The sequence below is a fragment of the Pseudomonas sp. SIMBA_068 genome, from assembly GCF_046534705.1.
GTDB lineage: Bacteria > Pseudomonadota > Gammaproteobacteria > Pseudomonadales > Pseudomonadaceae > Aquipseudomonas > Aquipseudomonas putida.
In genome coordinates this window covers 15,644-40,223 of record NZ_JAWRYI010000014.1, presented here as the reverse complement: position 1 = coordinate 40,223, position 24,580 = coordinate 15,644, and the positions used below count along the sequence as shown (strand labels likewise).

Below are 24,580 nucleotides of genomic sequence, written 5' to 3'. Positions count from 1 at the left end.
TCAAACTTTCTGTTTAAACAGCTCCGTACCATTGGACTACTCGATTAATAACGTCCTTTGGGAGCTTCCATGAACAAGTCCTTGCTCGGCGCCTCGCTTGTGGCCCTTGCGCTCGCCGCCCCTGCCGCCCACGCCTACCAGGCGGGGGACATGATCCTGCGCGCAGGCGCCATCACCACCGCCCCGAACGAAAGCAGCGGCGATCTGAAGTTCGACGGCAACAAGGTGTCGGGCACCAAGGCGACCCTGGACAGCGACACCCAGCTGGGCCTGACCTTTGCCTACATGCTCACCGACCACATTGGCCTGGAACTGCTGGCAGCCACCCCGTTCAAGCACACCGTCGGCGTTAAAGGCCTGGGCGGCGGGCTGGACGGCAAGCTGGCAGACATCAAGCAACTGCCACCGACCCTGTCGCTGCAGTACTACCCGATGGAGCCGAATTCGCGCTTCCAGCCGTACGCCGGTGTGGGTATCAACTACACCCTGTTCTTCGACGAAGACCTGAGCAGCGCACGCAAGCAACAAGGCTTCAGCAACCTCAAGCTGCAGGATTCGGTCGGTATTGCCGGCCAACTGGGCATGGACTACATGCTGACCGAAAACTTGCTGGTCAACGCCTCGGTCTGGTACGTCGACATCGACACCAAAGCCAGCGTAAACGGCCCGACCGCGCTGGGCTACAGCAAGACCAAGGTCGACGTCGATGTCGACCCGTGGGTATACATGGTCGGCCTTGGCTACAAGTTCTGACCTGAACACTGCAGGGCGGCTTCGGCCGCCCTCGCGCGTTGCAGCCATAGCCAGTAGCCCAGCGCTGCCGCACTGAAGGCCATGCCAAGCCCACACACCGCAGCCCACCCCCAATGGGCATGCACCCAACTCGCAAGCACCGCCCCCAGCCCGCTGCCAAGCGAATAGCAGCACATGTAGGCGCCGATCAAGCGGCTGGCCATCGCGCCACGCCCTGCCAGCAAAAGGCTCTGGTTGGTGACATGCACCGCCTGCACGGCAAAGTCCAGCATCAGCACACCTAGCACAAAGGCCATCAGCGACTGCCCGACAAAAGCTGTGGGCAACCACGACAGCGTCAGCAGCGCCAGCGCCAACCCGGTGGTGCGCTCTCCCAGCCCCTGGTCGGCCAAGCGACCGGCGCGCGCAGCCGCCAACGTCCCCACAACACCTGCCAGGCCGAACAGGCCAATCTGGGTATGGCTCAACACAAATGGCGCAGCGCTGAGGGGCATGACCATGGCACTCCACAGCACGCTGAACGCAGCGAAGATCAATACGCCAAACACGCCGCGCTGGCGCAGCAGCCTGTCTTCCCGATACAAACGGAACTGGGACACGATCAACGCCCGGTAGCCAGGCCGGTGTACGAGCGGCTGCCCACCGGGCAGGCTGCGCCACAGCACCAGGGCCAGCAGCGTCAGCAGCCCTGCGGCAACCAGATACACGCTGCGCCAACCGGCCAAGTCAGCAAGCCCACCTGCCACCAGGCGCGCCAATAGAATACCCAGCACCACGCCACTGGTGACGGTGCCCACGGCCTGCCCCTGCGCACCGGGTGAAGCCAGGCTGGCCGCATGCGCCACCATTATCTGCACCATGACAGCCATCAGCCCGGTGATGGCCAAGGCCAGCAGCAACATCGCCCAGTTGGGCGCCATGCCGACGCCGACCAGCGCCAGGGCAGAAAACAGCAACTGGCCCAGCAACAGGCGTTTGCGGTCGATCAGGTCCCCCAGTGGCACGATCAATAGCAGCCCCAGGGCATAACCTGCCTGGGTCGCGCCGACAACCCAGCCAATTTGCTGTTGCGCCACACCAAGGTCGGCGGCCATCGATTCAAGCAAAGGTTGGGCGAAGTAGACCGTGGCCACCGCCATGGCGCTGGTGATGGCAAGCAGCAGGGTTAGCCCGCGTGTCAGCGCAGATGTCATCGGTCAGGCCTCGTCAATTTGGTTTCGATTTGAAACCACTTCTGGCTATTTAACAAATGTGGTTTTAATCTGCAACCAGACAATCAGGAAAGGCCCACCCCATGCTCGATGAAAACAATGCCCAATGCCCCGTGGCCCGAGCCCTGGAGGTATTGGGTGATCGCTGGGCACTGATGATCCTGCGCGACGCCTTCGACGGCTTGCGGCGGTTCAGTGAGTTTCAGAAGAACCTGGGGCTGGCGAAGAACATCCTCGCCTCACGGCTCAAGCTGCTCGTGGAAAGCGGGTTGCTGATGACACAGCCGGCATCGGATGGCAGTGCCTACAAGGAATATGTGCTGACCGAGAAAGGGCGGTCGGTGTTTCCGGTCGTGGTTGGCTTGAGGCAGTGGGGGGAGCGGTATCTGTTTGAGGCGGGTGAAGCGCGTTCTGAATTGTTCGAGGCTGCCAAAGGGCAGGCTATCGAGACTTTGCAGGTGCGAGCTTTGGATGGGCGGGTACTGGGGGCCGAGGATTGCCTGCGCAGGGTTGTGCGGCATGGGTGATTTTTGGGGCTGCGCAGCAGCCCCAAAAGTTCAGCTTTTACCGAGAAGCTTGGCCAAGCCCTCGACCATCGGCGTCGCCTGCGGAAACTCGAACCGCGCCAGCAACCGCTGGTTGTCCGCCCGCGAATGGCGAATATCACCCGAACGCGCCGCCACATGGCTGATCGCCGGCAAGCTGCCCACCACCTTCTCCAGCGCCACCAGCAACTGGTTCAGCGAGGTGGCCTGGTTGAGGCCGATGTTCACCGCCCCCTCCTCGACCTGCGGCTGCTCCAGTGCCTGCACCATCACCTGCACCAGGTCGCCCACGTAGAGGAAATCGCGGGTCTGCTCGCCATCGCCGAAGATGGTGATCGGCAAGCCCTGCACTGCGCGCTCGCAGAAGATGCTGATTACCCCGGAATACGGCGAGGACGGGTCCTGGCGTGGCCCGAAGATATTGAAGAAACGGAACACCACCGGCTCCAGGCCATGCTGACGGCGGTAGAAGTCCAGGTACTGCTCACTGGCCAGCTTGTCCACGGCGTAGGGCGTCAGCGGCGCCTTGGGCGTGTCTTCGGCAATTGATTCACCCTCGCCATTGTTGCCGTACACCGCCGCACTGGAGGCGAACAGCACCCGGCGCACACCCTGCACGCGCATGGCTTCGCACACATTGAGGGTGCCAATGAAGTTGCTTTGGTGGGTACGCACCGGGTCTTCGACCGAGGCCTGCACCGAGGCCACCGCCGCCAGGTGCACCACAGCACTGCAGCCTGCCGCAGCCTGCGTGACCAGCCCGGCGTCGGCAACATCGCCTTCAATCAGCTCCAGCCGTGGGTGGTCAACCTGCAGGTTGCTGCGCCGGCCGGTGGAGAAGTCGTCGAGAATGCGTACGGCGTAGCCTTTGTCCAACAACGCATCGCACAGGTGGGAGCCAATGAAGCCGGCACCGCCGGTGATCAGGATGGGGGCGTCAGCCATGGCGGTAGAACCGGTCCAGTAGAGGCGGCAGGCCGGCGCGCCAGGCGCGCGGCTTGATGCCGAAGGTATGAAGGATTTTCTTGCAGGCCAGTACAGCGTTCTGCGGCTCTTCGCTGGCATCCGGCCGTGCCGCATGGGCCTGCGGTGTCGGCGCCAGCACCGCCAGTTGGCGGTATTGGCCTGCTTCGGTAAGGATAGCCTGGCCTAGCGCCAGCGGCGTGGTCGCCTCGTTGCCGGCGTAATGGTATGTGCCCCACAGCGGCGCACTGCAATCGAGCTGCTTGAGCACCGACAGAATCACCCGTGCGGCATCGTCGACCGGTGTCGGGTTACCACGCCGGTCATCGGCCAGCAGCAGTTCTTGCGGCTGCTCTGCACGGGTCAGGAAGCGGCCCAGCGCGCCGTCGATGCTCTCGTCGAGCAACCAGCCGAAGCGCAGCAGCACATGCTGCGGGCAGGTTGCGCGCACACTCTGTTCGATGCGCCACAACGCCTGGCCACGCAGGCCCAGCGGCACCGGCTCGTCCTTTTCGCTGTAGGCCGTTGCCCGCGAACCATCGAAGACCCGGTAGCTGGAAGGTTGAACCAGGGTGATCTGGTGGTGCTGGCACAGCTCTGCCAGCCGCTCCACAGCCCGCTCCTGTTGAGCCAGGCGTTGCTCGCTGACCGACTCGGCCTGGAACCAGTCGAAGTAATAGGCCAGGTTGACCAGGGCGTCGGGGCGGTGATCGTCGAGCAACTGGGTGAGGTTGGCCGGCGTCCAGCCATTCTCGGGCGGGCGCGGCGCCAGGAAAGCAATGTCCTCCTCGGCCCCAAGACGAATCAGCGCTTGCCCGAGGGCATTGCCACCACCCAACAGCATTAGGCGCATACGCATAGAGTCAGCAGATCCGAGAGGTTGATGAAGGAAAGGGGCCATTTTGCGGTTTCCGGGCGGGGAAGTCCAACGCAGGGCCCGGTGAATGCCATGGACGGATTTGCTGATGCTGATTACCCGTCTGCTTCACCTGCCGTCAATGCCGAATGTACAGCCGCGCAAGGGGGAGATCTCGACTAGCCTCTTTTGCGTGACAATAGCGCCAATCATGGCTTTTCAGAGACCATCATGCACTTGCAAACTGGCACCCAGCAGCGCCTGAAATGGCAATTCGACGAGCCGGCCCCGGGCAAAGAGCTGTTCATCGACGAACAATTCGGAAGCTACCAGCAACAGGCCCGGTTGCTTGTACCTGATACCGAGCGCGCAGCGCCGGCATTCGTGCTGGGTGGCGCGCGCTCGGACTTTACCCGGCTCAACCCACTGCTCTATCGCTTGCAAGCCGCTGGCATCGGGTCGCTTACCGGCAATCTTTCTGGTCACAGCCTCGCTAGCGAGCCAGGCGCAGTGGCACCGTCACTGGCCACCAACCTCGAAGAGGCACAGCGGTTTCATACGCATATCGCACCTCGATGCCGAACACTGATCGGCCACAGCCTGGGCGCGGCAATCACGCTGAAACTTGCAGCACGGTTGCCGCAAGTGGACAGTATCGTGTTGATCTGCCCAGCGGTTTATCCAGATGATGCCCACCGGGCGCCGTTTGGCCCGGCATTCACCACAGCCATCAGCAAACCCTACGGCTTTCTGGACAGCGACAGCTACGCCTTCCTCAAGCAGTTCCAAGGCAGAGTGCTGATGGTGATTGGCGAGTATGACGGGCTCAACTCACAACGCTTCGGCAAAGACCCGGGGACCAGTGCAGGTAGCCTGTGGCTGGCCGGTGCCGAGCGCTACAGCCCGATTCCTGAAGAAGTTACCCAGGCCCTGATGCAATCAGTTCCAGCAGCGCATTTGCAATGCCTGTTTCTTACCGACTGCGACCATGGCATCGCTTCCCACTTACGCAGTACGCCAGCGATTGCGGATCAGGTTGCCAGCGCCGTGGCGGGATTCATCCTCGAAGACGCCTGACTTGTTGAGCATTACTCGATCTCGAACAAACTGTTGCGCAACGGCCCCACACTCAAACGCTCACGCACATCATCATCTATACGTGGGTCATCCGGCCGGTACAGTTTCACCTGCCGATAGGCATTGATGCGATTGATCTCCTCGCCCAGGTACTCCCACACCACGCGGGTGCAGGCCGGGTTGCGCCGGTCGCCGCTGGAAACCCCGGCTTTGAGGCCGTTCAGGCGGGTGATGCGGCTTTTGAAGCTGGGGATGAGGATGGTCTGGCTCATTTCGTTGAAGGTGAGCGACTCGTAGTCGATGAGGAACACCCGGTCCTGCAGCTGAAACGCCGCGCCCAGGTAGCGGCAACGTACCTCGGCATGCTGGTCGTTGGCACTGGAACGCTCCTGGCGCTCCTGGCGCTCGAACAGGAAACGGCCGCGCTCCTCCCACAGGTGCACCAGCGACACCAGGATCGTGCCCGGTACCGACATGCAGTTGGAATACTCGAAGTAGTAACCGCAATAACGCGACAGGTTGCCCGCATGATCATGCAGCGGGCGGAACAGTTCGCTGATCGGGTCGCTGGGCTGCTCGGCCAAGGTGGACACCCGTGCGCCGATCAGCCGGGCGAACTGCTCGGCCGGCAGGTTCAGTTCGTAATCCTCAACCCCGAAGAAGTCGCCAATGCGCTTGAGGTTGAAAGCCGTCGGACGGCTCTGACCGCTCAGGTACTTGTTGAACTGCGCGCGGTTGATAGAGAGCTGCCGGCAAACTTCGGAGATAGAGCGGTAGTGGCTGCAGGCCAGTTTGAGGTTGGTGGCGAAATGATCGCTCATGTGCGGAATCCAGGTGACGCGAATGACGCAATTGTAGCATCAAGTCGCATCAATTCAGAGCAACCCGCGAAATTGTAACGGCTCTTGTCATGGCCAACCATTCGCCCCAACGAATAGCGGTGCGCCTGCCGTCCGCTGGTCATTCCACACGAAGAATAAGAATCGAGGTCATTTTCCAATGCTCGAAGTACTCAACGATTTCCTTTCAGGGAAACTCCTCATCGTGCTGATCGTAGGGCTGGGTAGCTACTTCACTATCCGTTCGCGTTTCGTTCAGTTCCGCCATTTCGGCCACATGTTCACCGTGTTCAAGGAATCGCTGCGTGGCCAGGCAGGCCAGCTGAGCTCCTTCCAGGCCCTGATGTTGAGCCTGGCCGGCCGCGTTGGCGCCGGTAACATTGCCGGTGTCGGTATCGCTGTGACCCTGGGTGGCCCGGGCGCCGTGTTCTGGATGTGGGTCACCGCGCTGGTGGGCATGTCCAGCAGCTTCTTCGAATGCACCCTGGCCCAGGTCTACAAGCGCGCCGACGGCGACGGCCTGTACCGTGGCGGCCCGGCCTACTACATCCAGCATGGCCTGAAGCGCAAAAGCATGGCCATCGTGTTCTCGATCCTGCTGCTGGTCACCTACGGCTTCGCCTTCATCGGCCTGCAGTCGTACACCGTGACCCACTCGCTGCAGAACGCCTTTGACTTTGCCCCAAGCCAGACCGGTATCGTCCTGGCAGTGCTGCTGGCCATCACCTTCATCGGCGGCATCAAGCGCATCGCCGCAGTGTCGGACCTGCTGGTACCGATCAAGACCTTGGCCTACATCGGCGTGACCCTGTACGTGATCGGCACCCAGATCGAACACGTGCCGGCCATGCTGGAAACCATCTTCAAGAGCGCCTTCGGCCTCGACCCAGCGTTCGCCGGCCTGCTCGGCAGCGCCATCGTCATGGGCGTGAAGCGTGGCGTGTTTGCCAACGAAGCGGGCCTGGGCAGTGCGCCGAACGTCGCCGCCGTGGCAGCCGTGAAACACCCGGGCGCCCAGGGCGTGGTCCAGGCCTTCAGTGTGTTCCTCGATACCTTCGTGATCTGCACCTGCACCGCGCTGCTGATCCTGCTGTCGGGCTTCTACACCCCGGGCTTCGAGGGTGACGGCATTGTCCTGACCCAGAACTCGCTGGCCGCCGTGGTCGGTGACTGGGGCCGTGTGTTCGTCAGCGTGGCGCTGTCGCTGTTCGTGTTCACCTGCATCCTCTACAACTACTACCTGGGCGAGAACAGCCTGCAGTTCCTCACCCGCAACCGCGTGGTGCTGATGGTGTTTCGTGGCCTGGTGCTGGCACTGGTGGTATGGGGCTCGATGCAAGACCTGTCGACCGTGTTCGCCTTCGCCGATATCACCATGACCTGCCTGGCTTTCGTCAACCTGGTGGCCTTGGCCCTGCTGTTCAAGGTCGGCCTGCGCGTCATGCGTGACTACGACGACCAGCGCAAAGCCGGTATCGGCCAGCCTGTGTTCGACTCGAGCAAGTTCGCCGACCTGGACCTGGACCGCAATGCCTGGCCTGCCAACCCGCAGGTGGAAACAGCCGCTGACAAAGCAGCTGTCCAGGCTCAGCCGCAGCGCTGATATCCTCCCCTGCCCAGCCGCCCCTTCTGCGGGCGGCTTTTCTTTCTCGGCTCACCGCTACGGATGTTTTCCATGCGTGCAGTAAAGAATCTTCTCGTTCTCTATACCGGTGGCACCATCGGCATGCTCGAAACCTCGGAAGGCCTGGCGCCAGCCGGTGGCTTCGAAGCGCGGATGCGTGAGCACTTTGCCAAGATGGCCGATGCCCCCCAGGTGCACTGGTCGCTTCAGGAGCTGAACCCGCTGCTCGACAGCGCCAACATGCAACAGCACAACTGGCTGGCGATGCGCGATGCCATCGTCGAAGCGGTGGATGTGGCAGGCCATGATGGCGTGCTGGTGTTGCATGGCACCGACAGCATGGCTTACAGCGCCGCGGCGTTGTCGTTTTTGCTGCTGGGCCTGCCAGTACCGGTGCTGCTGACCGGCTCGATGCTGCCGGCAGGTGCCGCAGACAGCGATGCCTGGGCCAACCTGTGCGGTGCGCTGCGCCAGTTCGAACAAGGGCTGGAGAATGGCGTGCAGCTGTACTTCCACGATCAGCTGCTGCATGGCTGCCGGGCGTCGAAGCTTCGCAGCGAGGCGTTCGATGCCTTTGCTGCGTTGCCGCGCCATCGCGACGGCGAGCGGGCCGGGGCGATTCCCGCCGAGCTTGGCTACAAGCACCCGCGCCAGCCGGTCAACCTGGCGATAGTGCCGGTGTTCCCCGGGCTGCAGGCCGGGCACTTGCAGGCCTTGATCGACAGTGGTGTGCAGGGTTTGCTGCTGGAGTGCTACGGCAGCGGTACCGGGCCGTCGGATGACCAGGCGCTGCTGAATGTGCTGCGGGCGGCGCGCCAGCGTGGCGTGATGTTGGCAGCGATCAGCCAGTGTCCTGAGGGTTCGGTGGTGTTCGATACCTATGCGGCGGGTAACCGCTTGCGTGGGGCCGGGCTGGTCAGTGGCGGTGGCATGACCCGTGAGGCGGCGCTGGGCAAGATGGTTGCGCTGCTGGGGGCGGGGTTGGATGTGGATACTGCAGAACAGTGGTTTGCCCTGGATCTGTGTGGGGAGCGGGCTTAGGCTTCACCCTTCAGGGCCTCTTCGCGGGTGAACCCGCTCCCACAGGTACCGTGCAAGTCCCAAGGGCTGTGAAGCGCCCCGTAGAGCCCCGACAGGCGAATGAAAATGGCGGAAGGCAGCGGGAGTCGAACCTGCCCGGGAACGGCTGCCGTCCCCAACCGGGTTTGAAGCCCGGCCGCGCCACCGGGCGCGATTGCCTTCCTTGAACTCAGTGCCTGGCCTGTTGCTGGGCCAGGGCGCTGTCGGCGCGGATGTGACGCTGGTCGGCCACCCTCCGGGTCAGGCCGATGCGGTCGAAATATTCCAGAATCTGCACACTGCGCTTGCGACCGATGCCCAACATATCGCGAAACGCGGCCACCTGCACTATCGGCGTTTCGCTGGCCTGCCCCAGCAACAGCTCTGCCATGCGCTGTAGCGTCGCCTCTGGGTAGAACAGGTCACGCACCACCTGGTGCACCACACCAAGCCTAGCCAGCTTGCGCAGCAGCAGGCGCACGTCGGCTTCGGCGCAATTCTCCTCAGTTGCCAGCGTCCTGACCCAGGGCGGATCGTATTGTCCCTCCAGCAACTTCGGCTGCAAGCGCGCCCACAACGCACTGTCGGCTTCGCTCAACTGCACCTTGTGATCGGGCAAATGCAGCCAAGGCCCGCTGCTGGCGATGGCGCCGTCATCGAGCAGTTCATCCAGCAGGCTGACGAATGCCGGCCGCTCCAGCGGCAAGGCCGCAAAGCGACGCAGGCGATCACGGTCCGGGCCCAGTTGGTCAGGCTCTTGCTCATGGAACCGCGCCAAGTGCTCCAGCACCTGTTGCTTCAGCGCCTGCCACTGGGCGTTGGCGAACAGCAGCTGCCCCTGCCGCGTGGCCACCACCAATACCCCTTCTGGCAACTGCCAGGTTGCGCGCAGGCGATTGAACTGCCGCTCAAGCCGCTGGGGATCGATGCCACCGAGAGCGCTGGCGAGCAGCGCAGGCAGGGCCTGTTCCAGGTCCTCGGCATCCCGTAGCACCTGCAACTGGCGCAGGCGCTCATCGCTGCGGCGCTGCCGGCTTGGCGCGAATGGGTCGAGTACTTTGCCGCCCCCCAAGGTGCGCTGGGCACGCTGGTCCCGCAACACCAGGCGATCGCCGTGCACGGCCTGCAACGGCGCATTGAGCAGTAACTGGGCGAACATACGCTGCCCCGCTGCCAAGGACTCACCTTCGAGCAAGGCCACGCGGGCCGTTACATCCTGGGTGCCGAGGTGCACGTGTACAGCGCTGAAATGTTCAAACGTACGGGGCTCGCCCGGCAGCAGGTTCAACTCGATATCGACGCGTACGCTGGGCGCGTGCAGCCACTCGGGCACCAGCCAGTCGCCCCGATGCAGCTGCTCCATCGCCAGCCGTTCGGCCGTGATATTCAACGCCACTCGCTGGCCTGCCTCGGCCACCAGCGCGGCCTGGTTCTGCGCATGCAGACCACGCACCCGCACCGGTTTGCCGGCCTTGCCCAGCAATAAGGTGTCGCCGGCACTGACCCGCCCGGCCAGCGCCGTGCCCGTGACCACCACGCCGGCACCGGTAACCGCGAAAGCGCGGTCGACGGCCAGGCGAAAACCGCCACCAGCGCTGCGCTTGCGCACCGCTGCTTCGGCCTCCAGCAAGGCCTGACGCAGCGCGTCTATGCCTACCCCGTTGATGCTGGAGACGGGAAACTGCCGCGCACCGGCATACGGCCCGGGCGCCAGCAGTTCGCTGACTTGCGCCCGCACTTCGGCCAGGCGCGCCGGCTCGACCCGGTCACATTTGCTGATCGCCACCAAGGCCTGAGGAATGCCCAACAGCTCGATGATCGCCAGGTGCTCGCGGGTCTGCGGCATGACCCCGTCGTCGGCAGCCACCACCAACAACACCAGGTCGATACCGTGGGCACCGGCCAGCATGTTGTGGATAAAGCGCTCGTGGCCCGGTACGTCGATGAAACCGGTCAGCGGTGCACCTTCGACCAGGGGCGCGTAGCGGTACCCCAGGTCGATGGTCATGCCGCGGGCACGCTCCTCATGACGCTGGTCGCCGGCCTGCCCGGTCAGCGCCTGCAGCAGTGCAGTCTTGCCGTGGTCGATATGGCCGGCGGTACCGACGATCACTGCACCGGCCCCAGTTGCAGGGCGGGCAACTGCGCCAGCCACTGGAGCTCGTCATCCAGTTGGCGCAGGTCCAGCCACAGGGCGTCGTCATCGATACGGCCAAGCACCGGCACCGGCAGTTCACGCAGTGCCCGTTCCAGCACATGCAGGCTGCGTCCTCGCAACTTCTTCGACACCTGCGGGCGCAGGCACAGGGCTGCACTGGGCAAGCGCGCCACCGGCTGGCTGCCACTGCCGATCATGCCCAGCGCGGGCTCCACGCTGACAGCCCACTGCTCACCGAGGTGAGCCTTTAGCCCAGGGGCCAGGCGCTCGGCCTGGGCCTGTATCTCGGCCTGGCTGCGGGTCAGCAGACGCAGGCTGGGCAGGCGCTCGGCCAGGCGGTCGGGGTTACGGTACAGCGCCAGCACCGCTTCGAGTGCAGCGAGGGTGATCTTGTCGACGCGCAGCGCACGCTTTAGCGGGTTTTTCTTGATCCTGGCAATCAAGTCCTTGCGACCGACGATGATCCCGGCTTGCGGCCCGCCCAGCAGTTTGTCGCCACTGAAGGTGACGATATCGGCGCCGTCAGCCAGTGCCTGACGCACCGTCGGCTCGGCGGGCAAGCCCCAACGGGTAAGGTCTAGCAGGCTGCCGCTGCCCAGGTCTTCGAGCAGCGGCAGCTCATGTTTGTGGGCGATGCGCGCCAGCTCGGCCGTGGGCACCTGAGTAGTGAAGCCCTGGATGCTGTAGTTGCTGCAATGTACCCGCATCAGCAGGCCGGTACGTGGGCCGATGGCAGCTTCGTAGTCGCGGGCGTGGGTGCGGTTGGTGGTGCCGATCTCGTGCAGTTTCACACCGGCACGGGCCATGATGTCGGGGATACGAAAGGCACCGCCGATCTCGATCAACTCGCCGCGGGAGATGATGCCCTCCTTGCGCGCGCCCAGGCTGTTGAGCGCCAGCAGCACAGCGGCGGCATTGTTGTTGACTACGGTGACGGCTTCGGCGCTGGTCAACTCGCGGATCAAACCTTCGATCAAATCGTCACGGTCGCCGCGCTTACCGGTAGCCAGGTCGAATTCCAGATTGAGGGGATAGCGGGCGGCGGTTTGCATGGCCTCGATGGCTTCTTCGGGCAACAGAGCACGACCGAGGTTGGTGTGCAGTACGGTGCCGGTGAGGTTGAACACGCGGCGGACCTGGCTGCGCTGCTGAACGGCCAGGCGTTCGCCGGTGCGGCCCAAGAGGATCTCGGGGGCCAGTTCGGCGGGGGTGAGTTCACCGTTGCGGGCGGGGGCGCGCAGGTCGTCGAGCAGCTGGCGCAGGGTGGCCAGGACCGCGTCGCGGCCGTGGCGGTCGATCAGTGCGAGGCCGGCCGGGTGGCGCAGGAGGGTGTCGATGGAAGGCAGGCGTAGGGTGTCGCTGGCGAGGCTTGAAGACATGCGGTACTACCTTGGCTAATCCGGTGTCTGTACTGGCCTCTTCGCGGGTGAATCCGCTCCCACAGGGTCCGCGAAGCGGGTTTACCCGCGAAGAAGGCAACTCGGTGTTTCAGTGTAGACACTCAGCCACCACCCGGCGCGAGCATCAGGTTTGGTGCCAGGCGATGGAAGCCCTCCTCGTCCAGGCGCATATCCAGCGCCAGGCTGGCCAGGTCGTCGGCCAGCGCCTCGGCCGCAGCGTCGTTTTCCAGATAATTCTGCTTCAGGTACGTATTGCACCCGGGGCAGCACTCCGCACGCAGCGGTGCCTTGCCCGGCGCATGGCGGTCATCTTCAAGGCTGGTGTAGCGCAAGTCCTTGCTCGACTCGCAGTACACACACTTGACCCGCACCACATGCCATTCACAGGCACACAGCGAACAGGCCAGATAGCGCAAGCCATTGTGCTTGCCGCGGTTACGCACCACCCCGGCCATTGCCGGCGAACCGCACGCCGGACACTGGGCCAGGCTACCGGCGGGTTTGAGCTCCGGCGCCGGGAGCGCCAGCAACCAACTGGACCAGGCCGCCTGCAACGCAGCGCCCAAAAACGGCACCAATGCCGCAGGCACCGCGTCGTACTGGCCCGCCAGCAAGGCGATGCCCCAGCCCTTGCGCTGATGGTCATCACTGCTGCGCAGCACCTGCAATGCTTCACCCAACGGGCCGCCTGTAGCGCCGCTGCAGTGCTCCAGCAGGGCCTGCAACCAGACAAGCCAAGGCCCTTCACGCACCAGGCTGTCGGCCGCCAGCGGCGGCAAGCCATGACTTATGCACAGGCGTTGACGCTCCTCGGCCACCGGCATACGACCGGGTGGGTTATCCACAAGCTGCTGCTGGATGCGGCACAACTGCGCGATCAGCCGCAGATAGTCGCCAAGGGCATTGCCATCGGCCAGTTGCTCAAGGCGCGCAGCGCGCAGTTCGAACAGATTGGCGGGGGGCAGATGCAGGAACGGCGGCGCTACCGCCGACGCTTCGATCTGCCCGGGTTCAAGTATCGTGCTCAAGCGCTCATCCTTCTTTTCGTCCGTGATCGCCCGGCGTCTTGTCGCCGGTCACTTCGCGGTACCACAACGCATGGTGCTTGCGCGCCCAGGGGCGGCTGACCCAGCCATGCAGCATGGCGCCGATCGAGCCCTTGATCCAGATGCCGGCGTAGATGTGCACGATGATGCTGAGGATCAGCACGAAGCCCGCCAGTGCGTGGGCAAGCGATGCCAGGCGAATCGAGCCTATATCAAAGAAGTGACTGAAATAGGCCCGCCAGATCACCACACCGCTGATCAACAACACCAGCATGCACAGCAATAGCGTCCAGAACAGCAGTTTCTGCCCGGCGTTGTATTTACCAATGGGGGGCACGCCGTCTTCGCGGTTGACCATCACCCGATCAATGCGACGCAACCACAGGCGGTCGTTGGCGGTGATGAAGTTGGCGCGCCAGAAGCGGAACACCAGGCCGAGGAAAAACACGAACATCGCCACACCCATGAACGGGTGCAGGATGCGCGTCCACGGCCCACCGCCGAACAGATGGCTTAACCAGAACAGCGCCGGGTGAAACAGCGCCAGCCCGGAAAGCCCGGCCATGAAGAACAGGATGGCGACAATCCAGTGGTTGGTCCGCTCGTTGGCGTTGTAGCGCAGGATGGGTTTGTTGTCGTTCATGGCCGCTGCTCCCCTTGCCCACCGGGCTGCTTCGGATCGTAGACATGCACCGCCGGGTCTACCTGGTGCACGCTGTCATCGGGCGGCGCTGGGTGCTCGTCCTCCTCTACCCGCTGCGGGCCAACCCGCACGTAGTGGAAGAACCCGGCCAATACCGCCGCGCCCATGGCCAGCAGCGCCAGCGGTTTGGTGAAGCCCTTCCACAGCCCCACAAGCGGGCTGATCACCGGCTGGTCCGGCAGGCCGGCGTACAGCTTCGGCGTGTCGGCATGGTGCAGCACGTACATCACGTGGGTGCCACCGACGCCATCCGGGTCGTACAGCCCGGCCTTGTCGTAGCCCCGCGACTTCAGGTCGACGATGCGCTCGGCGGCGTGCACCTTCATCTCGTCCTTGCTGCCGAACACGATCGCCCCGGTCGGGCAGGTTTTCACGCAAGCCGGCTCCAGGCCCACGCTCACGCGGTCGGAACACAGCGTGCACTTGTACGCCTTGTGGTCCTTCTGCGAGATGCGCGGGATGTTGAACGGGCAGCCGGTGATGCAGTAACCGCAACCGATGCAGTGGTCCTGGTTGAAGTCGACGATGCCGTTGGCGTGCTTGATGATCGCCCCCGGGCTCGGGCAGGCCTTCAGGCAACCTGGGTCGGCGCAGTGCATGCAACCATCCTTGCGGATCAGCCACTCCAGGTTACCGTCGTCGCGCTCGTGCTCGGTGAAGCGCATCAGGGTCCAGGTCTCGGCCGTGAGGTCCTGGGGGTTGTCGTAGGTGCCGTGGTTGTGGCCGACCTCGTCACGCAGTTCGTTCCACTCCGAACACGCCACCTGGCAGGCCTTGCAGCCGATGCACTTGGTGGTATCGATCAGCTTGGCGACTTCCTGCTGCTGGCGTACCGAAGGCGGTACGGTGGTGGTGGCCGAGCGGGCGATGATGTCTTGGCTGGCCATCAGAGTTTCTCCACTTTGACGAGGAACGACTTGGACTCTGGCGTCTGCGTGTTGCCGTCACCCAGGAATGGCACCAGCGTGTTGGTCAGGTAGCCATGCCGCGTTGCACCGGTGAAGCCCCAGTGCAACGGGATGCCGATCTGGTGCACGGTCTGATTGTTGACCTGCAGCGGGCGAATCCGCTTGGTCACCACCGCCACCGCATCGATATGCCCGCGCTTGCTCGACACCCGCACCCGGTCGCCGGCCTTGATGCCTTTCTCATTGGCCAGCACCTCGCCGATCTCGACAAACTGCTCCGGCTGGGCAATGGCGTTGAGCCGGCAATGCTTGCTCCAGAAGTGGAAGTGCTCGGTGAGCCGGTAGGTGGTCGCCGCATAGGGGAACTCGTCGTGGGTGCCGAGGGTGTCCCACACCGAGTCGAAGATGCGCCCGGCCGGGTTGCTGACCACCTTCTTGTTCTGCGGGTGCAGCGGGTTGATGCCAATCGGCGTTTCGAATGGCTCGTAATGCTCGGGGAACGGGCCTTCGGCCATCTTGTCGATGGCGAAGAACCGCGCCACGCCTTCAGGGTTCATGATGAACGGGTTCATCCCCGCTTCCGGTGGCGAGTCGACCTTGAAGTCCGGCACGTCGGTGCCGGTCCAGGCCTTGCCGTTCCACCACACCAGGCGCTTTTTCTCCGGGTCCCACGGCTTGCCTTGCGGGTCGCTGGAGGCACGGTTGTAGAGGATGCGGCGGTTGGCCGGCCAGGCCCAGGCCCAGTTCTGCACCTGATGCATGCCGTAGGGGTCGCTGTTGTCACGACGGGCCATCTGGTTGCCCTGCTCGGTCCAGCTGCCGGCGAAGATCCAGCAGCCGGACGCGGTGCTGCCATCGTCCTTCAACTGCCCGAAGCCCGACAGCTGCTGGCCGGCTTTGAGCGTGGCGCCGGTGGCGTCGGTAAGGTCGGTGACTGCCCAGCCGTTCATCTCCTTGGCCAGCTCCTCCGGGGATGGCTCTTCAGGAATCTTGTACGGCCAGCTGATGTTCATCATCGCGTCAGGGTAGGCGCCGCCCTCGGCCTGGTAGCGTTGACGCATGCGCAGGAACAGCTCGCTCATGATCTGCACGTCGGTACGGGTCTCACCCGGGCCGTCGGCCCCCTTCCAGTGCCATTGCAGCCAGCGGCTGCTGTTGACCAGCGAGCCATCCTCCTCGGCGAAGCAGGTGGTGGGCAGGCGGATCACTTCGGTCTGGATACTGGCGGTGTCGACATCGTTGAATGGCCCGGCATTACGCCAGAACTCCGAGGTCTCGGTAGCCAGCGGGTCCATGATCACCAGCCACTTGAGCTTGCCCAATGCCGCAGTCACGCGGTTCTTGTCCGGCAGCGCAGCGATCGGGTTGAAGCCTTGGCACACGTAGCCGTTGACCTTGCCTTGGCTCATCATCTCGAACATGCGCAGCACGTCATAGGCAGGCACGTCGAGCTTGGGCAGCCAGTCATAGCCCCAGTTGTTTTCTGCCGTGGCGTTGGCGCCGTACCAGGCCTTCATCAGGCTGACGTGGAACTTGCCGTAGTTCTGCCAGTACGACAGTTGCCCCGGGCGCAGCGGTTTGGATGCGCGCTTGTCGATGTAGGTGGCGTAGTCCTGCTCGGCATCCCCAGCCAGGGTCAGGTAACCCGGCAGCGAGTTCGACAGCAGGCCGAGGTCGGTCAGGCCCTGGATGTTGGAATGCCCGCGCAGTGCGTTGACCCCGCCACCTGGCATGCCGACGTTGCCCAGCAGCAGCTGGACCATGGCCGCGCTGCGGATGATCTGCGCACCGATCGAGTGTTGCGTCCAGCCCAGTGCATAGAGAATCGTCATGGTCTTGCCCGGTACCGAGCAGGTGGCGATCTCTTCCCAGACCTTCATCATGGCGTCCTGTGGCATGCCACAGATCATGCTCGCCAGCTCAGGGGTGTAGCGGCTGTAATGCTGCTTCATCAGCTGGAACACGCAACGTGGGTGCTGCAGGGTCGGGTCGACCTTGGCAAAACCGTCCTCACCCAGCTCGTAACCCCAACCGGATTTGTCGGCATACACGCGCTTGGCCTCGTCGTAGCCGCTGAACAGCCCGTCCTCGAAGCCATAGCTCTCTTTGACGATGAACGACACGTCGGTGTAGTTGCGCACGTATTCGTGCTGGATCTTGTCGGTGCTCAGCAGGTAATTGATCAGCCCGCCCATGAAGGCGATGTCGGTACCGGTGCGGATCGGCGCGTAGTAGTCCGCCACCGAAGCGGTACGGGTAAACCGTGGGTCGACCACAATCAGCCGCGCGTTGTTGTGCGCCTTGGCCTCGGTCACCCATTTGAAGCCGCACGGATGCGCTTCTGCTGCGTTGCCACCCATCACCAGGACCAGATTCGCGTTGGCGATATCGGACCAGTGATTGGTCATGGCGCCACGGCCGTACGTCGGGGCAAGACTTGCCACCGTCGGGCCATGTCAGACACGTGCCTGGTTATCGAACCCCAGCATGCCTGTTGCGCGGACGACCTTGTGGGTCAGGTAGCCAGCCTCGCTGGAGGCGGCGGAGGCAGCAAGAAAACCGGTGGTAAGCCAGCGGTTGACGGTTTGCCCCTGGGCGTTCTTCTCGATGAAGTTGGCGTCGCGGTCCTGCTTCATCAGGTCGGCGACGCGGTCGAGCGCCTCGTCCCAGCTCACCCGCACCCACTCCTTGCTACCCGGCTTGCGTACCTCGGGGTACTGCAGGCGGCTTGGGCTGTGGATAAAGTCCAGCAGGCCGGCGCCTTTCGGGCAAAGAGTGCCGCGGTTGACCGGGTGGTCGGCGTCACCTTCGATATGGATGATGCTCTGTTTGACGTTCTTGCCCGCATCACCCTGGCTGTACATGATCAGGCCACAGCCGACCGAGCAGTAGGGGCAGGTGTTACGGGCTTCTTTCGTATGCGCCAGCTTGAAGTGACGCACCTGCTCGGCGAATGCCGGCGTCGGGGCCATGCCCAACGCCGCCAGGCTCGAGCCTCCAAGGCCGACGGCGGCGACCTTGAAGAATTGCCGACGGTTGAGGTCCATCGTGCACTCCTGATCAGGTGGTGGACGCGCGGAACATGGCCGGCGCCTCTTGGTAGTCACGGTGGCGGTTTTGACGGCCGCCAACAGGTAAGACTAGTCAAGAATCCGAAACGTGCGATGACCTGGGTCAGGGGCGATGCAGTTGGTGCATGGCTTGTGGTTGCCTGAGTACCTAGAGGCGCACTTCATTACCTGACATGTAACCAAAAGCAAAAAAGCCATCTGCCAGGCAGTAGCCCCACGTCAACTTCAGAAACGGACTACATCCAAGGGTGACTGTTGCTTGCTAGCTTCGCGAAAAATCCTAGGGATGGTGCTCACATGAACAAGAACTTCAGCCGCGTCACACTCTTGATGGTCTCGCTATTAATGGCAGCACCGTCGCTGGCGGACCCTCCGAAAACCACCCCTACGTCCCCCATCACTTCCGAAGCTGCTCGAACAATGGCCGCCAACGCCGAGCGCGCAGCCCGTGCCCACGGTCATGCCATCGTCATCAGCATCGTCGACAGCCATGGCAACCTGAAGCACTTCCACCGTATGGACGGCACCAGCAGCGGCAGCATCCAGGTCGCGCAACTCAAGGCCTCGACTTCTGCCCGCTTTCCGCTTTCCTCCAGCTCGCTGGCGGACCGCAGCGCGGCACTACCAGCCAATCCCTACGCGTCCTTGCCAGGCTTCACCCTGTTGGGAGGCGGTTTGCCGATCATCGATGGCGACGGCCAGCACATCGGTGGCATCGGCATCAGCGGCGCTACGCCGGAACTGGACGCGCAATTCGCCCAGGCGGCGCTGGATGGCGATGCCTGAATTCACACATAAAAAAACCCAGGGCAACTGCCCTGGGTTTCTGGTTTTGCGTGACGCCTGACCGCTCGAATCAGAACGGAATATCGTCATCGAAGCTGTCGAAGTCGGCGGCCGGCTGCGGCGCAGGCTGCTGGGGCGCTGGGCGCTGAGGGGCCTGTTGCGGACGCTGGGCCTGCTGGCGAGGCGGTGCCTGGTTGTACTGTTGCTGCTGGCCGCCACCCTGGTTGTAGTTGCCGCCACCCTGGTTGTACGGGTCGCCGCCTTGCTGCTGGCCTTGCGGACGGCCGCCAAGCAGCTGCATGGTGCCGTTGATGTCGACGATGATCTCGGTGGTGTAGCGCTTGATACCGTCTTTTTCCCACTCGCGGGTCTGCAGCTTGCCTTCGATGTAGCACTGCGAACCCTTGCGCAGGTACTCGCCGGCAATTTCGGCAACCTTGCCGAACAGCGACACACGGTGCCACTCGGTACGCTCGACCTTCTGGCCCGACTGCTTGTCGGTCCACTGCTCGCTGGTAGCCAGGCTCAGGTTGGTCACGGCGTTACCGTTGGGCAGGTAGCGGACTTCGGGATCCTGGCCACAGGTGCCGACCAGAATGACTTTGTTAACCCCACGGGCCATAACGTTCTCCTAGGCTTCGCACGCCGAAGAGGCCGGGTTAACCAGGCGCTCGAGGGTCGTACGGTCCAAAATTTTCGTATCCAGTTTGATATAGATGGCGGCTTCTTCAGCCACCACAACGGCGTCGGTCACACCCGGCACGGCCATCAGGCGCTCGGTCAGGCCGGCTTCCCGGACTGCCTCTGGCGTCAGCGGCATGCGCAGGCTGGTCACATAGGGCGGCTCGTTCATGCGAAGCGCGACGACCAGCCAGATGGCACACAGTACCGCGCAACCGAGGAACACCATGTTCAGCCCGCCGTGCTGGAACAACCAGCCACCGAGGATTCCTCCCAAGGCAGCGCCAAGGAACTGGCTGGTGGAATAAACCCCCATTGCCGTCCCCTTGCCACCGGCAGGCGACACCTTGCTGACCAGCGAAGGCAGCGAAGCCTCCAGCAGGTTGAATGCGGTAAAGAATACCACGGTGCCAATCACCAGTCCGCGCAAACCGTCAGCCCACTCCCAGAAGTATATCTCTGTCAGCAGCAGGACACTGACCGCACCGGCCAACACACGTTTCATCTTGCGCTTCTTTTCGCCGTAGATGATGAACGGGACCATTGCAAAAAATGAGATGAACAACGCGGTCAGGTACACCCACCAGTGTTGCTCTTTGGGCAGCCCCCCGCGCTCGACGAAGGCCAGTGGCAATGCGACGAAGCTGGCCATGAGAATGGCGTGCAGAACAAAAATGCCCACGTCCAGGCGCAGAAGGTCCGGATGGCGCAGGGTCGGGCCTATGGCCTGGCGCGCTACACCCGACTCGCGGTGCTGTAGGATGCTGTGCGAGCTGGGCACGACAAACGCGACCAACAGGATGCCGACCAGGGCAAGACCCGCCGTGGCGAGGAACAATCCTGACAAACCAAAGGCACTTGTCAGCAATGGGCCGACGACCATGGCGACCGCGAACGACAGGCCGATGCTCATGCCGATCATGGCCATGGCCTTGGTCCGGTGTTGCTCGCGAGTGAGGTCGGACAGCAGCGCCATGACCGCGGCAGAAATCGCCCCCGCGCCCTGCAGGATACGCCCGGCGATCACCCCCCAGATGGAATCGGCCTGGGCCGCCAGCACGCTGCCCAGGGCAAAGATCACCAGCCCCAGGTAAATCACCGGCCGACGGCCGATGCGGTCGGAAATCATGCCGAACGGGATCTGCAATACCGCCTGGGTCAGGCCATAGGCACCGATGGCCAGGCCGATCAGCGCTGGCGTGGCGCCGGCCAGGTCCATGCCGTAGGTGGCCAGCACCGGCAAGACCATGAACATGCCCAGCATACGAAAGGCAAAGACCAGGGCAAGGCCGCCAGCGGCGCGGGTTTCGCCGCCACTCATGCGCTCGTTGTGGGTGTCGTGCATGGATTAACCTCGTGTGAACCGGCGGCGATTCTATCAGTCCGACAGCTTGACGGCATCTACGCGACGCTTTGCCGCGTCATACTGGCGCGCCGTATACTTCCTTGTTTATGCCCGCCAAGCGAGGCCGCAGTGGACAAGATCCTGATTCGTGGGGCACGGACCCACAACCTGAAGAACATCGACCTGACCCTGCCCCGGGACAAGCTGATCGTGATCACCGGCCTGTCCGGTTCCGGCAAGTCGTCCCTGGCGTTCGATACCTTGTACGCCGAAGGCCAGCGCCGCTACGTGGAGTCGCTGTCGGCCTACGCCCGGCAGTTCCTGTCGATGATGGAAAAGCCCGACGTCGACACCATCGAAGGCCTGTCGCCGGCCATTTCCATCGAGCAGAAATCGACTTCGCACAACCCACGCTCCACGGTTGGCACCATCACCGAAATCTACGACTACCTGCGCCTGCTGTATGCCCGCGTCGGCACCCCTCGTTGCCCGGACCACGATATCCCGCTGGAGGCGCAAACGATCAGCCAGATGGTCGACCTGGTGCTGGAGCGCCCGGAAGGCAGCAAGCTTATGCTGCTGGCACCGGTGGTGCGCGAGCGCAAGGGTGAGCACCTGGCGGTGTTCGACGAGCTGCGCGCCCAGGGCTTCGTCCGCGCCCGGGTAAACGGCAAGCTTTACGAGCTTGATGAACTGCCGAAGCTGGACAAGCAGAAGAAGCACAGCATCGATGTGGTAGTGGACCGCTTCAAGGTCCGCGCCGACCTGCAGCAGCGCCTGGCCGAATCGTTCGAGACCGCACTCAAGCTGGCTGACGGCATCGCCTTGGTAGCCCCAATGGACGACGAAGAAGGCGAAGAGATGATTTTCTCCGCCCGCTTCGCCTGCCCGGTCTGCGGCCATGCCATCAGCGAGCTGGAACCGAAGCTGTTCTCCTTCAACAACCCGGCTGGCGCCTGCCCGACCTGTGATGGCCTGGGGGTCAAACAGTTCTTCGACACCAAGCGCCTGGTCAATGCCGAACTTACCTTGGCCGAAGGCGCGATTCGTGGCTGGGACCGGCGCAACGTGTACTACTTCCAGATGCTTGGCTCGCTGGCCGCGCATTACGGCTTCAGCCTGGAAGAACCGTTCGGCGAGCTGTCGGCCGAGCACCAGAAGGTCATCCTGCAAGGCAGTGGCAAGCAGACTGTCGACTTCAAGTACCTCAACGACCGTGGCGACATCGTCAAGCGCTCGCACCCGTTCGAAGGCATCGTGCCAAACCTTGAGCGCCGCTACCGCGAGACCGAATCGGCCACTGTGCGTGAAGAGCTGGCGAAGTTCCTCGGCACACAGCCCTGCCCGGATTGCCGCGGTACCCGCCTGCGCCGCGAGGCGCGGCATGTATGGGTTGGCGAAAAGACCCTGCCGGCGGTGACCAACCTGCCGATCGGTGAAGCCAGCAACTACTTCGGCGAGCTGACCCTAACCGGCCGCCGCGGCGAGATTGCCTCAAAAATTCTCAAGGAAATCTGCGAACGCCTGCAGTTCCTGGTCAACGTCGGCCTCGACTACCTCACCCTCGACCGCAGCGCCGATACCCTGTCCGGTGGCGAAGCGCAGCGTATCCGCCTGGCCAGCCAGATCGGCGCCGGCCTGGTCGGGGTGATGTACATCCTCGATGAACCGTCCATCGGCCTTCATCAACGCGACAACGACCGCCTGCTGGCCACCCTCAACCACCTGCGCGACCTGGGTAACACGGTGATTGTGGTGGAGCATGACGAGGACGCCATTCGCTTGGCCGACTACGTGGTCGACATTGGCCCGGGTGCCGGGGTGCACGGCGGCCAGATCGTCGCCGAGGGCACGCCGCAGGAGGTCATGGACCACCCTGACTCGCTGACCGGCAAGTACCTGTCCGGGCGCAAGAAGATCGTCGTGCCGGCCAAGCGCACACCGCGCAACAAGAAGCTGCAGCTAAAGCTCAAAGGCGCGCGCGGCAACAACCTGCAGAACGTCGACCTGGAAGTCCCGATCGGCCTGCTGACCTGTGTAACCGGGGTATCCGGCTCGGGCAAGTCGACGCTGATCAACAACACCCTGTTCCCGCTGGCAGCCACTGCCCTCAATGGTGCAAGCACCCTGGAAGCAGCCCCGCACAGCAGCATGGACGGCTTGCAGCACCTGGACAAGGTGGTGGATATCGACCAGAGCCCGATCGGCCGCACCCCGCGCTCGAACCCGGCGACCTACACCGGCATCTTCACGCCGATCCGCGAGCTGTTCTCCGGCGTGCCGGAATCGCGCTCACGCGGCTACGGCCCGGGGCGCTTCTCGTTCAACGTCAAGGGCGGACGCTGCGAGGCTTGCCAGGGCGACGGCCTGATCAAGGTGGAGATGCACTTCCTGCCAGACATCTACGTGCCGTGCGACGTGTGCAAGAGCAAGCGCTACAACCGCGAAACCCTGGAGATCAAGTACAAGGGCAAGAACATCCACGAGGTGCTGGAAATGACCATCGAGGATGCCCGCGAGTTCTTCGACGCAGTACCGGCGCTGGCGCGCAAGCTGCAAACCCTGATGGATGTGGGGCTTTCGTACATCAAGCTGGGGCAGTCGGCGACCACACTGTCTGGCGGTGAAGCGCAGCGGGTAAAGCTGTCACGCGAGCTATCCAAGCGCGATACCGGCAAGACCCTGTACATCCTCGATGAACCGACCACAGGCCTGCACTTTGCTGATATCCAGCAGCTGCTGGACGTACTGCATCGCCTGCGCGACCACGGCAACACCGTGGTGGTGATCGAGCACAACCTGGATGTGATCAAGACCGCCGACTGGTTGGTGGACCTGGGGCCGGAGGGTGGCTCCAAAGGTGGCCAGATCATTGCCTGCGGTACACCTGAAGAACTGAGCGAGATGAAACAGTCGTATACCGGGCATTACCTGAAACCACTGCTGGAGCGGGATCGGGCCTGAGTGTTGCGCCTGCAATGAAAAAGCCCCTGGTACCGTTGGTGCCAGGGGCTTTTTTTGAGTCTGTGGATAACTTACATCTGCGACTGCAGGTAGTTTTCCAGGCCAATGGCCTTGATCAACCCTTGCTGCTTCTCCAGCCAGTAGGTGTGATCTTCTTCGGTATCCGCCAATTGCGCACGGAGGATGTCACGGCTCACGTAGTCCTTGTGCAGCTCACACAGCTCGATGCCTTTGCACAGGGCGCCACGCACTTTGTACTCGAGCTTGAGGTCAGCCTCGATCATTTCTGGCACGGTGCTGCCGACCTCGAGGTCGTCCGCACGCATGTCGGGGGTGCCTTCGAGCATGAGGATGCGACGCATCAGGGCATCGGCGTGCTGCGTCTCTTCTTCCATCTCGTGGTTGATGCGCTCGTAGAGCTTGGACAGGCCCCAGTCTTCGTACATGCGCGAATGAATGAAGTACTGGTCGCGTGCCGCCAGTTCGCCCTTCAGCAGCGTGACGAGGTAGTTGATTACATCTGGGTGGCCTTGCATCGCCCTGGTTCTCCATGTGAAAACGTCTATGCCACATAGTGTGAACCAGCTTTTG

The 24,580-nt window shown here is 63.1% G+C and carries 20 protein-coding genes and 1 tRNA gene; 7 read left to right on the top strand and 14 right to left on the bottom strand.

What is annotated here, in order from left to right:
• Window positions 1–69 precede the first annotated feature (69 nt).
• On the top strand, window positions 70–753 hold the full coding sequence (locus SB756_RS25455) for an OmpW/AlkL family protein (protein WP_016497769.1): 684 nt from the start codon (window positions 70–72) through the stop codon (window positions 751–753).
• On the opposite strand, the gene SB756_RS25450 is transcribed toward SB756_RS25455, so the two are convergent.
• Window positions 741–1,946: an MFS transporter gene (locus SB756_RS25450; RefSeq protein WP_410912376.1), complete on the bottom strand. Its 1,206-nt coding sequence runs from the start codon at window positions 1,944–1,946 to the stop codon at window positions 741–743. The genes SB756_RS25455 and SB756_RS25450 overlap by 13 nt on opposite strands.
• Before the next feature lie 101 nt (window positions 1,947–2,047).
• On the opposite strand from SB756_RS25450, the gene SB756_RS25445 reads away from it, so the two are divergent.
• Window positions 2,048–2,491: a winged helix-turn-helix transcriptional regulator gene (locus SB756_RS25445; protein ID WP_410912374.1), complete on the top strand. Its 444-nt coding sequence runs from the start codon at window positions 2,048–2,050 to the stop codon at window positions 2,489–2,491.
• A 30-nt stretch (window positions 2,492–2,521) separates the two neighbouring features.
• Here SB756_RS25445 and SB756_RS25440 read toward each other — a convergent pair whose 3' ends face one another.
• Together SB756_RS25440 and SB756_RS25435 are read right to left on the bottom strand one after the other, a co-directional pair.
• Entirely contained in the window at window positions 2,522–3,454 is a 933-nt protein-coding gene (locus tag SB756_RS25440) for an NAD-dependent epimerase/dehydratase family protein (RefSeq protein WP_341797431.1), read from the bottom strand.
• Complete coding sequence (locus tag SB756_RS25435) at window positions 3,447–4,331, bottom strand: sugar nucleotide-binding protein (protein WP_341797430.1); 885 nt, start codon at window positions 4,329–4,331, stop codon at window positions 3,447–3,449. The genes SB756_RS25440 and SB756_RS25435 overlap by 8 nt, the downstream gene beginning before the upstream one ends.
• Before the next feature lie 228 nt (window positions 4,332–4,559).
• On the opposite strand from SB756_RS25435, the gene SB756_RS25430 reads away from it, so the two are divergent.
• Entirely contained in the window at window positions 4,560–5,405 is an 846-nt protein-coding gene (locus tag SB756_RS25430) for an alpha/beta hydrolase (protein ID WP_410912372.1), read from the top strand.
• An 11-nt stretch (window positions 5,406–5,416) separates the two neighbouring features.
• On the opposite strand, the gene SB756_RS25425 is transcribed toward SB756_RS25430, so the two are convergent.
• Complete coding sequence (locus SB756_RS25425; RefSeq protein ID WP_043199392.1) at window positions 5,417–6,226, bottom strand: helix-turn-helix domain-containing protein; 810 nt, start codon at window positions 6,224–6,226, stop codon at window positions 5,417–5,419.
• 178 nt (window positions 6,227–6,404) lie between these two features.
• Between SB756_RS25425 and SB756_RS25420 the strand changes: the two genes are divergently transcribed.
• Together SB756_RS25420 and SB756_RS25415 are read left to right on the top strand one after the other, a co-directional pair.
• Window positions 6,405–7,847 (top strand): alanine/glycine:cation symporter family protein, encoded by a 1,443-nt coding sequence (locus SB756_RS25420; RefSeq protein ID WP_019471904.1) that lies wholly within the window; start codon window positions 6,405–6,407, stop codon window positions 7,845–7,847.
• 72 nt (window positions 7,848–7,919) lie between these two features.
• A complete protein-coding gene (locus tag SB756_RS25415) occupies window positions 7,920–8,909 on the top strand; it encodes an asparaginase (protein WP_410912369.1) in 990 nt (329 codons plus the stop codon).
• Window positions 8,910–9,015: 106 nt separating this feature from the next.
• Here SB756_RS25415 and SB756_RS25410 read toward each other — a convergent pair.
• The 7 genes from SB756_RS25410 to fdnG all read right to left on the bottom strand — a co-directional run bounded on the left by SB756_RS25410 (window position 9,016) and on the right by fdnG (window position 18,189).
• Window positions 9,016–9,111 (bottom strand) — tRNA-Sec (locus SB756_RS25410).
• Window positions 9,112–9,117: 6 nt separating this feature from the next.
• Window positions 9,118–11,040: a selenocysteine-specific translation elongation factor gene (gene selB / locus SB756_RS25405; protein ID WP_410912367.1), complete on the bottom strand. Its 1,923-nt coding sequence runs from the start codon at window positions 11,038–11,040 to the stop codon at window positions 9,118–9,120.
• The gene (gene selA / locus SB756_RS25400) at window positions 11,037–12,464 is read right to left on the bottom strand and encodes an L-seryl-tRNA(Sec) selenium transferase (RefSeq protein ID WP_410912365.1); all 1,428 of its coding nucleotides are present in this window, start codon (window positions 12,462–12,464) and stop codon (window positions 11,037–11,039) included. The genes selB and selA overlap by 4 nt, the downstream gene beginning before the upstream one ends.
• 122 nt (window positions 12,465–12,586) lie before the next feature.
• Window positions 12,587–13,513, bottom strand: coding sequence for a formate dehydrogenase accessory protein FdhE (gene fdhE, locus SB756_RS25395; RefSeq protein ID WP_341797425.1), 927 nt, complete (start codon window positions 13,511–13,513; stop codon window positions 12,587–12,589).
• A 4-nt stretch (window positions 13,514–13,517) separates the two neighbouring features.
• Window positions 13,518–14,174: a formate dehydrogenase subunit gamma gene (locus SB756_RS25390; protein ID WP_132846736.1), complete on the bottom strand. Its 657-nt coding sequence runs from the start codon at window positions 14,172–14,174 to the stop codon at window positions 13,518–13,520.
• The gene (gene fdxH, locus SB756_RS25385; protein ID WP_063424888.1) at window positions 14,171–15,121 is read right to left on the bottom strand and encodes a formate dehydrogenase subunit beta; all 951 of its coding nucleotides are present in this window, start codon (window positions 15,119–15,121) and stop codon (window positions 14,171–14,173) included. The genes SB756_RS25390 and fdxH overlap by 4 nt, the downstream gene beginning before the upstream one ends.
• Window positions 15,121–18,189, bottom strand: a complete 3,069-nt coding sequence (gene fdnG / locus SB756_RS25380) for a formate dehydrogenase-N subunit alpha (protein WP_341797424.1) — start codon at window positions 18,187–18,189, stop codon at window positions 15,121–15,123. The genes fdxH and fdnG overlap by 1 nt, the downstream gene beginning before the upstream one ends.
• Window positions 18,190–18,510: 321 nt before the next feature.
• Here fdnG and SB756_RS25375 point away from each other — a divergent pair, with 321 nt between their 5' ends.
• Entirely contained in the window at window positions 18,511–18,999 is a 489-nt protein-coding gene (locus SB756_RS25375; RefSeq protein WP_161774249.1) for a GlcG/HbpS family heme-binding protein, read from the top strand.
• A gap of 70 nt (window positions 19,000–19,069) precedes the next feature.
• On the opposite strand, the gene SB756_RS25370 is transcribed toward SB756_RS25375, so the two are convergent.
• On the bottom strand, window positions 19,070–19,621 hold the full coding sequence (locus SB756_RS25370; protein WP_016497749.1) for a single-stranded DNA-binding protein: 552 nt from the start codon (window positions 19,619–19,621) through the stop codon (window positions 19,070–19,072).
• 9 nt (window positions 19,622–19,630) lie between these two features.
• On the bottom strand, window positions 19,631–21,025 hold the full coding sequence (locus SB756_RS25365; RefSeq protein WP_341797423.1) for an MFS transporter: 1,395 nt from the start codon (window positions 21,023–21,025) through the stop codon (window positions 19,631–19,633).
• 129 nt (window positions 21,026–21,154) lie between these two features.
• Between SB756_RS25365 and uvrA the strand changes: the two genes are divergently transcribed.
• Window positions 21,155–23,989: an excinuclease ABC subunit UvrA gene (gene uvrA / locus SB756_RS25360; protein WP_049275099.1), complete on the top strand. Its 2,835-nt coding sequence runs from the start codon at window positions 21,155–21,157 to the stop codon at window positions 23,987–23,989.
• A gap of 71 nt (window positions 23,990–24,060) precedes the next feature.
• Here uvrA and bfr read toward each other — a convergent pair whose 3' ends face one another.
• Entirely contained in the window at window positions 24,061–24,525 is a 465-nt protein-coding gene (gene bfr, locus SB756_RS25355) for a bacterioferritin (protein ID WP_003255449.1), read from the bottom strand.
• Between the last annotated feature and the right edge of the window lie 55 nt (window positions 24,526–24,580).